Here is a 14,808-nt window from a genome sequence, read left to right on the forward strand (position 1 = left end):
GTTCGGTTTTTTATAATACGGAGAATAATATGACAACAAATAATAGCATTGAAACGCAGACAATTAACACGCTACGGCTATTGTCGAATCAAATGATTAGCAAGGCTGGATCAGGGCACCCTGGTATAGCGCTTGGAGCAGCACCTATTTTATATGAATTGTATGCTAATCAACTCGTCATTAATCCACAGAATCCGAAGATGATTAATCGAGATCGTTTTGTCCTCTCTGCTGGACATGGTGCCGCATTACTGTATGCAACCCTGCATGTCGCCGGTTTTAATATTTCTAGTGATGATCTTCAGTCTTTTAGGCAACCTTATTCAATAACTCCGGGGCATCCAGAAGTTGGCGTAACGCCAGGTGTGGAAGCAACAACTGGTCCCTTGGGGCAAGGTCTTGGAATGGCCGTTGGCATGGCGATGGCGGAGGAACATTTGCGGGCTAATCACCCTGAGGTAATTAATCATTATACTTATGCTTTGGTTGGTGATGGTGATTTGATGGAGGGTGTTAGTCATGAAGCAGCGTCACTAGCCGGACAACAACAGTTAGAACGCTTAATTGTTTTGTACGATGACAATAACGTCAGCTTAGATGGACCAAAAAACCGTGCTGATGTGACTGATAACATTGTCCGATTTCAAAGCTATGGTTGGCAAACGTTACTAGTTGATGATGGCAATGATTTAAACGCAATCCATGACGCAATTGAAATGGCAAAAAAAAGTGACAAACCGTCCTTAATTGCAGTTCAGACAGTTATTGGTGATTTTGGACCATTTGCTGGTTCCAATAAAGCGCACGGCACACCGCTTAAATCAAGTGAATTGCTGGATTTGGCTCATAATTTGAATGTGGACATTGATAACTTTAACGTATCAGCTAACCTACTGGCTGATATGAAAGACAGAATAATGAGACGTTTAAATCGAGAGAAACAACCATCTCTTTCGGCCATGCAAGTTTATGAGGCGACAACAGCAACTAATAAATTAAAAGTACCAACAATTGATGATGATTTGAAACAACAAGCTGGTCGTAAAATTTCTAAGCATGTCTTGCAACAATTTGCCAAGCAACTACCCAATTTGTGGGGCGGTTCAGCTGATTTAGTAGCTTCCACGAACGCTGAAATTGTTGGAGCAGATTTGTTTAATGCACAAAATCGTGCCGGTCGTAATATTGCGTTTGGTGTTCGGGAGTTTGCGATGGGCGCAGTGATGAATGGTATTGCGTTACATGGTGGCACAAAAATATTTGGCGCAACATTTTTAGCTTTTTCTGATTATATGAAGGCCGCAATCAGATTGAGTGCACTTCAAAAAGTACCTGTGATTTATGTTTTCACTCATGATAGCATAACGGTTGGCGAGGACGGTCCCACACATCAACCTGTCGAACAACTAATGGCGTTACGTTCTATTCCAAATGTCGAGGTTCTTCGACCAGGGACGGCCAATGAAATAGCATTAGCTTGGCAACAAGCTTTGACTTCAATTGACAAACCAACAATCTTGATTTTGAGTCGTGGTAATTTAGGCACCCAAGGTAATGAAGTACAAGCCAGTAATGCTCAGAAATATGGCGCATCAGAAATTATTCATAACGAACAGGCCAAAATCAATTTGATAGCTACGGGATCAGAAGTTCAAATTGCCATAAAAGTCAAAGAATTATTGCCATTTCCTGCAAATGTCATCAGTATGCCCAATTTAAGGAAATTTCAGTCATTAGAAAAATCTAAAAGAAATAACATTGTCGACGAATATACTGCAAAAAATGTCATAATAGAAGCAGGAACTTGTCTGGGGTGGCGTGAAATTGCGCAGGATAATGGGCTGATTTTTGGGCTTGATGATTTTGGTATGAGCGCTGCACCAGACATTGCGTTACGCGAATTGGGATTTGACGCTCACGCAATCAGTGCACGAATTATTGAGGACGTAAAATGACTTTATATGGTTTATTGGCTTATCCAGCAGGACACTCATTATCACCAAAAATGCAAAATACAATGATAAATGCAGCTCAGATTGATGCCTATTATCAAGCGTTTGATGTAGCACCACAATTATTTGAGCAGGCGATTGTTGGTTTAAAAACGTTACAAATCAATGGATTTAATGTTTCAACGCCATATAAAAATCAAATTATCAACTACTTGGATGATATTTCACCGTTGGCACAAAGATTACAGGCTGTTAATACCGTGAAACGTATAAAAAACAGACTAGTGGGCACAAATACTGATGGTGATGGTTTTTGGCAAAGTATTAAGCGTCAACAGCCTAAAGAAAATATTGTAGTCATCGGTACTGGTGGTGCTGCTCGTGCCATTATTGCCAGTGCACGAGAATATGGGGTCAGAAATATATCTGTTTTCAATCGTGCGCATCAAAATTGGTCGCAACGCGAGACTGAAATTGCTTATTTGAGTCAAGGCATCGGACACTTGGAAGATTTGGCTGACAATCAGGCTTTAACGCAAGCATTACTTCAAACAGATATGTTGGTCAATGCAACAACTGTTGGCATGAATGATGCGCGAACTTTGCTGACAGATTATCAATTATCACTCATGCCTTTGCATAGTCTGGTAGTTGACATCATTTACCGCAATCAGCAGACTGTTCTTTTAAAATCAGCGTCGCAACGTGGATTACTAACGATGAATGGCATACCGATGTTAGTTAATCAAGGCGCACTAAGTTTTGAATATTGGTTTGACCAGCCAGCCGATCGCCTCTTAATGGCAAAAGCCATTACATCTTAAAAACATTATTATAAAAAGTGGAGAATAAAACATGATAATTATTGCAAAATCAACAGTAGCTGCTCAACATATTGCTCAGGTGTTAGATCATCAAAATCCAATTAAACCAGTGTTTGTTCATGATAACCGTGTTGCTTTAGCAGGTGTCAAGACTTTACCTGAAACTGAGTTAAAGGAGGTAAAATCAGAAATTGTGGAGATTATTACCAACCATCATTCAGCAATTAAGTCGTCACGTGACTTTCATCCCGAAGATACAATCATTAAAACACCTCACAGTGTCATTGGTGGACAACATTTCACATTCATGGCAGGACCTGATTCAATTGAGTCTCCAGCTCACGTTGAGGCGATGGGAAAAGCAGTTAAAGCAGCTGGGGCTACCGTGCTACGCGGTGGCGCATTTAAGCCTAGAACCTCGCCATATTCTTTCCAAGGTAATGGTGAAGCAGGGTTGAAAGCCCATCGCGCTGCCGCTGATGCCCTCGAGATGGATATGGTGACCGAGATTTTGGATACCCGAGATGTTGATTTGGTAGATTCATATACTGATATTTTCCAAGTTGGTACACGCAATATGCAAAACTTTGCATTGTTAAAAGCATTAGGAAAGAAGCAGAAACCAGTTGTCTTAAAACGTGGTATGTCAGCTACGATTGACGATTTGTTAAACGCTGCAGAATACATTGCTGCAGGTGGCAATGATCAAATTATCTTGATGGAGCGCGGTATCCGTACTTATGATAATAAATACACACGCAATACCTTAGACGTCTCTGCAATTCCTGTTTTGCAATCGTTGACGCACTATCCGATTGTAGCTGATGCTTCTCATGCGGCTGGTGTCTCTAAATTTGTGGCACCCCTAGCATTAGCTGCTGTGGCTGCCGGTGCTCAAGGCCTTATGACAGAAATTCATGATGATCCTGCACATGCCTTTGTTGACGGTGCGCAAGCTTTGACGCCAGATGAATTTAAGCTGTTAGCAGACAGGATACGTCAAATTCGGGAGGCAATTAAATGAGTCAAGTAATTGTTGAATTAGCAACAAAAACTTACAAAGTTAAGATTGATAAACAACTACACAAGCACATTGGTGAAGAACTGAGTCAAGTTTGGAGCAAACGTAAAATAGCATTGCTGACAGATAGTAATGTTGGACCGCTTTACTTATCAGACACTGAAACGCAATTACGTTCTGCAGGTTATGAAGTATTTTCGCTGACTGTTCCAGCTGGAGAATCATCAAAATCATTGCCTGTTGTTGGTGAATTGATTTCAAAAATGGCTGTGGCAGGCTTCACACGTGGCGATGGTGTCATTGCTCTGGGCGGTGGTGTCATTGGTGATTTGGGTGGTGTGGTCGCTTCCTTATATATGCGAGGCATTGCCTTTGTACAAATTGCCACATCGCTCACCGCGCAAGTTGATTCGTCTGTTGGTGGCAAAACAGCTGTTAATTTAGGTGACACAAAAAATATTGTGGGATCATTTTACCAGCCAGATCTTGTATTAGTTGATGCGACTTATTTGGACACGTTGTCTGATCGTGATTTAGTCGAAGGATATGGGGAAGTGGTCAAAACATCAGCGCTGTCTGGTGGTGATTTTTATCAATTGACCGGTACACTCAAGAGTGTTTCAGACATACGTGATCAAGCACAGACTTTGTCTGAGAGAGCAATTACTTACAAAGCATCAGTGGTAATGGCTGATGAAAAAGAATCTGGGCAACGTCAGTTTTTGAATTTTGGTCATACGTTAGGGCATGCGATTGAGTTACTGGCACATGGTCAACTCCGTCATGGTGAAGCAGTAGCCATTGGTATGATTGCCATTAGTCAACGATTTGAGCGCGACGGAATAACCCGCGTTGGACTGACTGATTCATTGCGTGAGCGTTTGATAGCAGTAGGATTACCAACAACCTCACCGTTGATTGGCACACCTAATTTTTTCAAACATTTAGTGAACGATAAAAAAAATCATGGCGGTATGTTAAATTTAGTTGCACTTGCTAAGATTGGTGAACCAATTATTGTTAAGAAAAATATAGCCGATATGCCGGCATTTATGGAGAATTAATATGCGTTATACAACTGCTGGCGAAAGCCATGGACCGGAAGAAATTGCCGTCATTGAAGGTATTCCGGCTGGATTACATATTACACAAGCTGATATTGATGAGCAACTGGCGCGCCGCCAACAGGGATATGGTCGTGGTGAACGACAAAAAATTGAAACAGACACCGTTACTTTTCTCACCGGTGTTCGCCATCAACTGACCTTAGGTTCGCCAATCACATTAAACGTTCATAACGACGACCATAATAATTGGTCCAAAATTATGGCGCCAGATGATCCAGCAACATCAGAAAATACACTGCGAAAAGTTTTACGTCCACGTCCTGGTCATGCTGATTTAGTCGGTGGCATGAAGTATCGGCATCATGATGATTTGCGTAATGTATTAGAACGATCATCTGCCAGAGAAACAACAATGCGAGTCGCAGTAGGTGCAGTCGCCAAAAAGTTACTATCAGAAATTGGTGTCGATGTTCATGGCTTTGTGGTTAATGTTGGACCCGCTAAATCGGATTTGAATGACTTAACAAAGTACCATGATTTAAACGAATTACGCGTAGTAACAGAGAGTTTTCCAACACGAGCGTTATCTGCTGAAGCTGACGCGGCGATTCGCGAAGTAATCGACCAAACAAAACGTAACGCTAACACGGTGGGTGGTCAAGTTCAGGTAATTGCCACTGGCATGCCAGTCGGCTTAGGATCATATGTATCGGCTGACACTAAATTAGATGCTAAAATTGCGCGCGCAATTGTGGGTATCAATGCCTTTAAGGGTGTTCAATTTGGTGGTGGTTTTGATAATGCTGAAAAATTTGGCGACCAAGTTATGGATGAAATTTTTTGGGATGAAAAGCGTGGCTTCTATCGTGGTTCTGATAATCTGGGTGGTTTTGAAGGCGGCATGACGACTGGTGAGGCGATTATTGTGCGAGGTGTGGTGAAACCAATTCCAACACTTTATCGTCCTATGCAATCAGTTGACATTGATACACATCAAGACCACAAGGCGTCAATTGAACGTTCAGATACGACGGCCGTGACAGCTGCAGCAGTTATTGCTGAGGCGATGGTTGCTATTGAATTGGCCAAAGCGGTGTTAGAAAAGTTTGATGCAGATAATATTGATCGAATGAAAGAACAAGTTGAGCGCTATCGCGACGAAATCAGATCATTTTAAAAATAAGCGGTTTTCACCGCGTACATAAAAATTGGAGACATAACAATGATTAAATTGACACAAGCCCCTAAATCTGGCCTTCATGGTGAAATTATCGTGCCTGGCGATAAATCTATCTCTCATCGCGCGTTGATGTTTGGCGCAATCGCAACTGGTGAAACAAGTATTGAAAATTTCTTGCCGTCTGATGACGTGATGCATACAATGAGAGCTTTTCAACATTTGGGTGTTTCGATTACACAAAATGGCCGACAATTGCATGTTGTTGGACGCGGGAGTAAGCAATTTAAGGCACCAAAACAAGCACTTGATATGGGAAACTCGGGGACATCAACACGATTGTTAATGGGACTACTCAGTCGCCAGCCTTTTGATATCAAATTATTTGGGGATGATTCTCTTAGTCAGCGACCTATGAAGCGCGTCGCAACCCCTCTACTACAAATGAATGCCAACATCGAGTTAGCTGAGAATGGCACTTTGCCAGCTACACTTCATTCGAACAAGACATTAAAAGGGATAACCTACGACATGCCGATTGCTTCTGCGCAAGTAAAAAGTGCTATATTACTTGCGGGTATGCAGGCTGACGGTGTGACTAGAGTGATTGAAAAGTTGCCAACTCGTGACCACACAGAGCGAATGTTAAAACAATTTGGTGGTGTAATTAACAGTAAAAATGGTGTTATTGAAGTGACAAAACAACCAGAGTTATTCGGGCAAAACGTCATCGTGCCGAGCGATATTTCAAGTGCGGCGTTTTTCATGGTGGCGGGTCTAATTACGCCTAATTCAGACATAATCCTTAAAAATGTTGGTGTTAATCCAACGAGAGATGGTGTATTGAAACTGCTAAAACGCATGGGTGCGAGCATCAACGTGAATCAGATACAAAATCAAGGCGAACCAATGGCTGATATCATGGTTAAAGCACAAACACTCCATGGGATTGAAATCACAGCTGAAGATGTTCCCGGCGCTGTGGATGAATTGCCAATTTTAGCATTGGCTGCTACGCAAGCGATTGGTGACACCGTTATTACTGGGGCTGAAGAACTTCGTGTCAAAGAAACGGATCGAATTGCCACAGTGGTAGCGGAGCTAAGCAAAATCGGTGCAGATATTGAAGAAACGCCAGATGGCATGATTATACATGGTAAAACACCATTACACGCGCTTAATGAGTCGGCATTGCTTGACTCTCACGGCGATCACCGCATTGGTATGATGAATGTCATTGCTGCCTTAATTACTAAAGGTGACGTTGTATTGATGGGTGAGGATGCGATGAGCGTGTCATATCCAGGTTTTTTGGAAGATATGAACGCCTTAATGAGAGAGAAAAAATGACAAAAATAGCAATAATCGGTTTAGGTGAGATGGGCGCCTCAATAGCGGCTGTATTATCTCAAAATGCTAATCACGAAGTAACTGGTGTTGATTCAGATACTAAAGCAGTAGACTTCGCTTTAAAAACAGGGATTATAACTAAAAAAGCGTCAAATATCGAACAAATAGCATCGCAAATGGACGTTATTATTCTAGCAACACCAGTGAATATTATTAGCCAACTAATCGTTCAGTTGAGTCATTTGACGTTGAAAAAGCGCGTGATTATTACTGATACGGGGTCAACAAAACGTGAGATTATGGCGTTAGCAGAAAAATTATTAACGCCACAAAATATCACTTTTATTGGGGGTCATGCCATGGCTGGCACGCATAAAAGTGGTGTGTACGCGGCAGATATAAAGCTATATCATCATGTTACTTACTTTTTGATGGCAAGTACCATTAGCACAAGTGAGCCCTTAATTGATTTATTCAAGCCACTAGGCGCAAATTTTAAAACGATGTCAGTTGATGAACACGATGATTTAATGGCTATGATCAGTGATGTGCCACATATTGTTGCTTTTTCATTAGTTAACGCCGCCACTAACCGTTTGGGCGCAGCAAACATGTTCGGACAATATGTGGCGGGGGGCTTCAAGGATACAACACGGATTGCTGCCAGCGATCCAGAATTATGGACAGATGCTTTATTAAGTAATAGTGCTGCTGTTTTAGCTAGTCAAAAACAACTAATAGTTGAATTAGAAAAGTTTAATACGGCCATTATTGCTAATGATCGTTCTAAACTGATGGCAATGATTACTGAAGCAAAAGCGTCACGAGAAACATTATTAGACAGATAATTAGGGAAAAATCATGATTAAAGAACCAGATACACTGATGTTAGTGGGATTTATGGGTGCCGGTAAAACGACTGTTGGCAAGGAAATCGCGCGTCAACATCACTCACGATTTATCGATATTGATTCAGAAATCGAACGTGTTGCAGGACAGACAATTCCTGAAATCTTTATAGAACGTGGCGAGATTGGCTTTCGAGCGCTTGAGACGCAGGTTTTGGCGTCAGTTCAGACTTTTAATGGCGTGGTGGCAACGGGTGGCGGTATCGTTGAACGACCTGAAAATATAGCTGTTTTAAAAAATTCACCCGCAACGATTATTTATTTACATGGTAACTTAGAGAGTACAATTGGTCGGCTCATCATTGAAGGACAGAGGCCATTACTGCAAGAAAAGTCCACCGCAGAATTCTTTGCACTCTGGAAAGAACGTGATCCAAAATATCAAAGTGTTGCCAACATGACGGTAGAAACGGTTGGAAAAACACCAGCACGAATTGCAGCTGAAATCATTGCATTATTTAGTGCAAATGAGGATGAGTTAGCTCTGCTGGAACTTCGCTCACAAATTGATGCCTTTGATCGTCAAATTTTTAAAATCATTGCCCAGAGATTAGAGGTAGTCTCGTCAGTAGCACGATATAAAGAAAAATTTGGATTAGCAACTATTCAAACAAATCGAATGGTTCGCTTGCGAAATGATTTAAAAGCAGATTTCGCATTATCAGAGGACATTACGGATGATATGATTGACGCTGTGATGGCGATTCTCATGCAGGCGGCTATTGACAAAGAAAATCGTCAATTAGATAGGTAAAAATATGAAACTACATACTTTGGGACCAATTGGCACAGATTCACAAGTTGCTGCAACACATTATATGACGAATCAAACTCTAGTTTTGCATGATACTTTTGAAGAAATATTGACACATTTATCCGATTTTAGTGGGGACGAACTCATCATGCCAGTGGCTTTTAGGTCCAATCAGGAGCAAAATCTAAACTGGGTTGATTTCAATTATCTATCATGGGAAAATATAACAATAAAAGCCACATTTTCATTACCATTGATGCCATTAATTGTTGTGGAAAATTTGGCGTATCAGCGAAATATCGCCTTAACACACGCAGCAACGGAAGGTTTGATGAAGCGCTATTTAACTAATGTTAGGTTAGATGATGCTTGGGGACCATCAGTTATCTTTTCTCCTAGTAAAATGGTGGCGATGACTGATTTTATCCATGACCAAGACCGTTTGACTATTATTTCTGCCGATCAGTTTAATAAATTACCTGAGAGTCGTGATTCACGTTACGTCGTGCGACAAACTTTAAAACCACCGATGATTTGGGTGGTGTATCATATTAATTAGTAAGTCATTTTGAATAATGACTCAAAAAAGGATTGAAGGCATGACACTAAGACAACTACTACATATTCCAGCAACTACTGACAAACCACTCATTGCAGTCCCATTGATGTTGGGACCAACTGGCAAACTAACACCTTTTGCCCAAAAATTGCAGGCACAGAACCCAGATATTGTTGAATGGCGAGCTGATTATATTGCTGATGATTTCAGTCAAGCAGTGATGTGGCAGCAGGTAAAAGCTGGTGCGCAGGCGGAACTGAATCAAAAAAATGTCTCGACAATGACTGAAGCTAAAATGCTGGCAGAAATTGACAACGCTAAACAAGAATTTTTGGCAAATTGGCCGATGATGAATCAGCAAGTAATCAAGGAACTGACTGCTGCCGTATTTAACAGTGTTGGTGAGTTTCCAGTATTGTTAACTTATCGCACTCAGTCTCAAGGTGGAAAAGGTGAAATGTCACCAGTTGAAGTAGCCACATTTTTAACTTTTGCTTTACAATCTGGTTACCCTTTTGCTGCCGTGGATATTGAATATACAATGCCTGAAGAACTGCGCGCGAAGGTGATTACGACTGCACGACAACAGCAGGTACCCGTGATTTTGTCGTATCATGACATGAATCAAACTCCTGATGATTTGCACGCGCAGCTGTTAGATATGGCTAAGCCTGACATTGATATTATCAAATTAGCAGTGATGCCACAAAATGCCAACGACGTTGATCGCCTACTGTTGGCAACGCGGGCTTTCTCAGAATCACAAGATAAGCCATTGATTACAATGAGTATGGGCCAATTAGGTGAAAAAACTCGGATTATTGGTTATCAATTTGGCTCTGAATTAACGTTTGCTACGTTAGACGGGACGCCAATTAGTGCACCAGGACAGATATCGATAAGCAAATTGTTGCAAGCTTGGCAGTAATTTGCTATAATTGTCTTGACCAACTGGGTAGTATCTATCTACCTACCCGCCGCTTCTCCGGAAGCGGCGTTTTTTTGTGTCAATTGATAGCATTATTGGCACGTGAATCGCGTGGTATAATTGATGTACAAAATAGTAAAGGATTTGAAAATCATGAATAATTTTACTTTTAAAAATGTGACAGATATCCGTTTTGGAGAAAATAGACTGGACACTGAGTTAGCAGGTGTAGTCGCACCTTTTGGTAAAAAAGTACTACTGGCTTATGGTGGCGGCTCAATTAAAAAGAATGGTCTGTATGACCGTGTTAAGCGTGCGCTGAAAGATTACGAGATTTTCGAACTTTCAGGCATTGCACCTAATCCTAAAATTGACTCAGTACGTGAGGGTCAACAACTGGTCCAAGAAAATGATATTGATGTGATTATCGCAGTTGGTGGTGGGTCAGTGATTGATGCAGCCAAAGTTATTTCTATCGCCAAAAGTTATGATGGGGATGCATGGGATTTGGTGCTAGATTCCAAAAAAGCGACAGCGCAAATGCCGATAATTGATATTTTAACGCTTTCTGCTACCGGAACAGAAATGAATAAAAATGCTGTGATTAGTAACCCTGAAACAAAGCAAAAATTGGGTACGCGAACATTACGCCAGCCCGATGTATCATTTTTAGATCCAAGTTTGACATTTTCAGTTTCAAAATGGCAGACTGCCGCTGGAGCGATTGATATTTTTAGTCATTTATCAGAACAATACTTTGATCAGTCGGAAGATAGTGACATTTCACGTGGCATGATTGAAGGTATTTACCGTGCTGTTATCAAATGGGCACCTGTTGCGCTGACAGAACCTGAAAATTATGAGGCACGCGCTAACTTGATGTGGGCGTCAACCATGGCATTGAATGGCACAGTTGGACTTGGTAATGTTAATGGCTGGACAGTACACCCAATTGAGCATGAATTGTCAGCGTACTATGACATTACACACGGTGTCGGATTAGGCATATTAACACCGCGCTGGATGAAAAAAGCGCTTTCTGCGAAGACGCTTCCTCGTTTTGCAGCATTTGGGCGCCATGTTTGGGGATTGTCGGGAGATGATGAATCAGTTGCAGGCGAGGCAATCCAGGCCACATTTGATTGGATTAAATCACTAGAAGTGCCAACGACATTACCTGGTGTTGGCATTACCGACACGACAAATTTCAAAGCAATGGCAGATAGTGCTGTTGCCGTTGGTAACCTAACAACGAATGGTTATGTTAGCCTTAATAGTGAAGATGTTGTTGCTTTATTTGAAGCTTCAATGAATAATGATGGCTTTTAACTCTAATTAGAAACTGACCAATGACCATCACCATCTAATTTGAATAGCGGCAGCGTTGCTAAAAAAGTAATGTCATCACGCTGCTCAGCTTGACCTTCAGCTAGAATCGCAAATTTGCCAACAATGTGAGCACCTGCTTGAAATAATATCTTTTCAACAGCTTTTAAAGAACCGCCAGTTGAAATCACATCGTCAACCACCAACACTTTTTTGTTGTGTATTATTTTAGCATCTTTACCATCCAAAACTAGTGTCTGGGGTGTGGCTGTGGTGATTGCTGACGATTTAACGACGAGTGGTGAAGTCATATATGACTTCAGATTTTTGCGTATGACAATGTAGTGGCTATTTCCTGTTTGCCTAGACATTTCTTGAGCAAGTGGGATACCTTTAGTTTCAGGGGTCACAATATAGTCAAATTCAAAATCAATTGCTTTAGACAATTCAACGGCAGCTACGTGTGCTAATTCAGCGTCACCTAGCAGCACAAAAGACGCAATTGCTAGGTCTGATTTGATAGGAACAATTGGGAGGTCACGTTTTAGCTTAGAGATGCTGATTTGATAGCTTTCAGACATAATATATCGGTCCAATCCTATTAATGTTCGTTTTTACGAAAAAAATTTTATATTTTTAATATTCAAATTTTATCATTTTACGAACCATTGGGCAATAATAACAATTTTAGACAATTTTTTGAGGAGAACAGATTAGATCCAAGAGATCTATCCACAAGTGCATGACAAGATATGAATTAACAGAGAAAGAATTAGTTCGACAAATTAATAACGCATTACCAAACATTAAACCTAGGCAAATTAGCGCAACGTTGACCTTGTTGAATGATGCGGCAACCGTACCATTTATTGCAAGATACCGTAAGGAAATGACTGGTAACTTAGATGAAGTGCAACTTCGTCAAATACAGGTTACAAGCAAAAAAATTCAAGAACTGTCCGAACGAAAAAATACAGTCTTACGTGCGATAGATGAGCAAGATAAGCTCACGCCAGTACTGTCTAAAAGTATCATTGCTGCAGAAAATATACGTGAAGTTGATGATATTTATTTACCGTATAAGCAAAAGCGACGCACAAAAGCAATGGTTGCTCGTGAAAATGGGTTACAGCCGCTGGCTGACTGGTTATTGAACCATTTAGGTACGTCTGTGAATGAACGCTTACACGCATACTTTAATGAAACTATAAAGCGTGACGCGGATGCAATTGCTGGTATACATGAAATTTTGGCGGAACAGTTTGGTGAAGATCAGAGTTATCGTCAATGGCTTCGGACTAGAATGATGCGTGATGGGCATGTCTTGTCAACTTTGAAAAGAGGTGGTGAGGCAAAAGATGATACAAAAATTTACGAACAATACTATGATTTTGATGAATCAATTCAATCGTTGAAAGAAAATAAATTTAGAATTTTGGCAATTGATCGTGGCGAAAAGGTTGGCGTATTATCTATTAAAATTGATTTCCCAGCCGCTCGATTATTGCATTTTATGAAAATTAAAATTATTGGTCATCAACAGATTGACAAGGAAAATGTTGAGCTAATCAATTTTGCTATTGAGGATGCCTACAAGCGCTTTATTCAGCCAGCCATTGAACGGGAAATTCGACAAGAATTAACACAAATTGCGCAGCAACAAGCCATTCAAGTTTTTGGTAATAATTTGTATCATTTATTGATGCAAGCACCGTTGAAAAATAAAATTGTGATGGGATTTGATCCGGGCTTTCGAACTGGATCAAAATTAGCCATTATAGATGGTAATGGCAATTTTTTGGTTAAGCAAGTGATTTTTCCTCACTTACCTGCAAGTAAACACGAACGAGATCAAGCCGCGACAACATTTAAAAAATTGTTAAAAGATTTCAATGTTGAATTGGTAGCCATTGGCAACGGCACAGCATCTCGTGAATCGGAAGAATTTGTTGCTGAAAACCTGATAAGGGGTGTTCAGTACACAATTGTTAATGAAGCTGGAGCATCTGTTTATTCGGCTTCTGAGGCCGCCAGAGCAGAATTTCCAGATCTACATGTTGAAGAACGAAGCGCGATTTCAATCGCTCGAAGAGTTCAAGATCCCCTGGCAGAACTAATCAAAATTGATCCGAAATCCGTCGGTGTTGGTCAATATCAACATGATTTGAATGCGAAAGCACTTGATGAGCAAGTTGACGCTGTTGTTGAAACAGCGGTTAATCAAGTGGGTGTTAACTTAAATACAGCTTCAGCAAAATTATTGACGCATATAGCTGGGCTTAATCAAAAATTAGCAGAAAATATCGTGGCTTATCGTCAAAACGGTCGACCATTTACGTTGCGTACACAGTTAAAGGACGTGCCGCGTTTGGGACCTAAGGCTTATGAGCAGGCGGCAGGATTTTTGCGAATTGTTGATGGCAAAAACATATTGGATAATACAGATATACATCCTGAAAGTTATCACATTGCGACTCAAATCATTGATATGGGGCGGTTGTCAATTCATGAATTATCATCTTCAACAGCCAATAAAACTTTAAGTCTTTTGGATAACTCAGACACTGCTGCTAAATTAGGTGTTGGTGTTCAAACACTACATGACATTATTATCAGTTTGCAAAAGTCAGGTCGTGATGGCCGATCTGAAATGGTTAGTGCGTTATTAAAGTCCGATGTATTACATATAGCAGACTTAAAATCTGGCATGAAACTACAAGGGACAGTGCGCAATGTGGTTGATTTTGGTGCATTTGTGGATCTAGGAGTAAAACAGGACGGTTTGGTTCATATTTCTCATTTGAGCAAGAGACGTATTAAACATCCGGCAGAAGTTGTTTCAGTTGGTGATATAGTTGATGTTTGGGTACTATCTGTTGATGAAAAACGTCAAAGGATAGCACTGACGATGTTAGCACCCAAATAAAAAAATCGCATCATTT

The 14,808-nt window shown here is 40.7% G+C and carries 13 protein-coding genes; 12 read left to right on the plus strand and 1 reads right to left on the minus strand.

All coding sequences use genetic code 11. The features are described 5' to 3' along the window. Positions 1-29: 29 nt before the first annotated feature. From IAE53_RS02255 to IAE53_RS02305, 11 genes are all read left to right on the plus strand, one after another. Complete coding sequence (locus IAE53_RS02255) at positions 30-1,955, plus strand: transketolase (RefSeq protein WP_200135887.1); 1,926 nt, start codon at positions 30-32, stop codon at positions 1,953-1,955. Then, positions 1,952-2,776 carry a shikimate dehydrogenase gene (locus IAE53_RS02260; protein ID WP_148422930.1) on the plus strand — a complete coding sequence of 275 codons (825 nt, stop codon included), beginning with the start codon at positions 1,952-1,954 and terminating at the stop codon, positions 2,774-2,776. The genes IAE53_RS02255 and IAE53_RS02260 overlap by 4 nt, the downstream gene beginning before the upstream one ends. 31 nt (positions 2,777-2,807) lie before the next feature. Next, positions 2,808-3,800: a 3-deoxy-7-phosphoheptulonate synthase gene (aroF, locus tag IAE53_RS02265; protein ID WP_200135888.1), complete on the plus strand. Its 993-nt coding sequence runs from the start codon at positions 2,808-2,810 to the stop codon at positions 3,798-3,800. After that, positions 3,797-4,861, plus strand: coding sequence for a 3-dehydroquinate synthase (gene aroB, locus IAE53_RS02270; RefSeq protein WP_200135889.1), 1,065 nt, complete (start codon positions 3,797-3,799; stop codon positions 4,859-4,861). The genes aroF and aroB overlap by 4 nt, the downstream gene beginning before the upstream one ends. A gap of 1 nt (position 4,862) precedes the next feature. After that, on the plus strand, positions 4,863-6,041 hold the full coding sequence (gene aroC, locus IAE53_RS02275; protein WP_148422927.1) for a chorismate synthase: 1,179 nt from the start codon (positions 4,863-4,865) through the stop codon (positions 6,039-6,041). Between the two features lie 45 nt (positions 6,042-6,086). After that, positions 6,087-7,391 carry a 3-phosphoshikimate 1-carboxyvinyltransferase gene (gene aroA, locus IAE53_RS02280; protein ID WP_148422926.1) on the plus strand — a complete coding sequence of 435 codons (1,305 nt, stop codon included), beginning with the start codon at positions 6,087-6,089 and terminating at the stop codon, positions 7,389-7,391. Next, on the plus strand, positions 7,388-8,239 hold the full coding sequence (locus IAE53_RS02285; RefSeq protein WP_148422925.1) for a prephenate dehydrogenase/arogenate dehydrogenase family protein: 852 nt from the start codon (positions 7,388-7,390) through the stop codon (positions 8,237-8,239). Before aroA ends, IAE53_RS02285 begins: the two co-directional genes overlap by 4 nt. 13 nt (positions 8,240-8,252) lie before the next feature. Beyond that, on the plus strand, positions 8,253-9,053 hold the full coding sequence (locus tag IAE53_RS02290; protein ID WP_148422924.1) for a shikimate kinase: 801 nt from the start codon (positions 8,253-8,255) through the stop codon (positions 9,051-9,053). Positions 9,054-9,057: 4 nt separating this feature from the next. Then, the gene (locus tag IAE53_RS02295; RefSeq protein WP_148422923.1) at positions 9,058-9,612 is read left to right on the plus strand and encodes a hypothetical protein; all 555 of its coding nucleotides are present in this window, start codon (positions 9,058-9,060) and stop codon (positions 9,610-9,612) included. A gap of 40 nt (positions 9,613-9,652) precedes the next feature. Continuing rightward, positions 9,653-10,540: a type I 3-dehydroquinate dehydratase gene (gene aroD / locus IAE53_RS02300; RefSeq protein WP_148422922.1), complete on the plus strand. Its 888-nt coding sequence runs from the start codon at positions 9,653-9,655 to the stop codon at positions 10,538-10,540. A 153-nt stretch (positions 10,541-10,693) separates the two neighbouring features. Then, a complete protein-coding gene (locus IAE53_RS02305) occupies positions 10,694-11,869 on the plus strand; it encodes an iron-containing alcohol dehydrogenase (protein ID WP_148422921.1) in 1,176 nt (391 codons plus the stop codon). A 2-nt stretch (positions 11,870-11,871) separates the two neighbouring features. On the opposite strand, the gene IAE53_RS02310 is transcribed toward IAE53_RS02305, so the two are convergent. Continuing rightward, complete coding sequence (locus tag IAE53_RS02310) at positions 11,872-12,447, minus strand: phosphoribosyltransferase family protein (protein WP_200135890.1); 576 nt, start codon at positions 12,445-12,447, stop codon at positions 11,872-11,874. Positions 12,448-12,608: 161 nt separating this feature from the next. Between IAE53_RS02310 and IAE53_RS02315 the strand changes: the two genes are divergently transcribed. Then, positions 12,609-14,792 carry a Tex family protein gene (locus IAE53_RS02315; RefSeq protein WP_148422919.1) on the plus strand — a complete coding sequence of 728 codons (2,184 nt, stop codon included), beginning with the start codon at positions 12,609-12,611 and terminating at the stop codon, positions 14,790-14,792. The last annotated feature ends 16 nt before the right edge of the window (positions 14,793-14,808 follow it).

Origin of the sequence: Leuconostoc sp. S50 (genome assembly GCF_016624925.1) — a bacterium.
In the GTDB taxonomy this organism is placed as follows: domain Bacteria; phylum Bacillota; class Bacilli; order Lactobacillales; family Lactobacillaceae; genus Leuconostoc; species Leuconostoc pseudomesenteroides.

What these genes read in the sequence shown, in the direction of transcription:
- IAE53_RS02255 (WP_200135887.1), top strand. Translation starts at nt 30, where the DNA reads ATGACAACAAATAATAGCATTGAAACGCAGACAATTAACACGCTACGG.
- IAE53_RS02260 (WP_148422930.1), top strand. Translation starts at nt 1,952, where the DNA reads ATGACTTTATATGGTTTATTGGCTTATCCAGCAGGACACTCATTATCA.
- aroF (WP_200135888.1), top strand. Translation starts at nt 2,808, where the DNA reads ATGATAATTATTGCAAAATCAACAGTAGCTGCTCAACATATTGCTCAG.
- aroB (WP_200135889.1), top strand. Translation starts at nt 3,797, where the DNA reads ATGAGTCAAGTAATTGTTGAATTAGCAACAAAAACTTACAAAGTTAAG.
- aroC (WP_148422927.1), top strand. Translation starts at nt 4,863, where the DNA reads ATGCGTTATACAACTGCTGGCGAAAGCCATGGACCGGAAGAAATTGCC.
- aroA (WP_148422926.1), top strand. Translation starts at nt 6,087, where the DNA reads ATGATTAAATTGACACAAGCCCCTAAATCTGGCCTTCATGGTGAAATT.
- IAE53_RS02285 (WP_148422925.1), top strand. Translation starts at nt 7,388, where the DNA reads ATGACAAAAATAGCAATAATCGGTTTAGGTGAGATGGGCGCCTCAATA.
- IAE53_RS02290 (WP_148422924.1), top strand. Translation starts at nt 8,253, where the DNA reads ATGATTAAAGAACCAGATACACTGATGTTAGTGGGATTTATGGGTGCC.
- IAE53_RS02295 (WP_148422923.1), top strand. Translation starts at nt 9,058, where the DNA reads ATGAAACTACATACTTTGGGACCAATTGGCACAGATTCACAAGTTGCT.
- aroD (WP_148422922.1), top strand. Translation starts at nt 9,653, where the DNA reads ATGACACTAAGACAACTACTACATATTCCAGCAACTACTGACAAACCA.
- IAE53_RS02305 (WP_148422921.1), top strand. Translation starts at nt 10,694, where the DNA reads ATGAATAATTTTACTTTTAAAAATGTGACAGATATCCGTTTTGGAGAA.
- IAE53_RS02310 (WP_200135890.1), bottom strand. Translation starts at nt 12,447, where the DNA reads ATGTCTGAAAGCTATCAAATCAGCATCTCTAAGCTAAAACGTGACCTC.
- IAE53_RS02315 (WP_148422919.1), top strand. Translation starts at nt 12,609, where the DNA reads ATGACAAGATATGAATTAACAGAGAAAGAATTAGTTCGACAAATTAAT.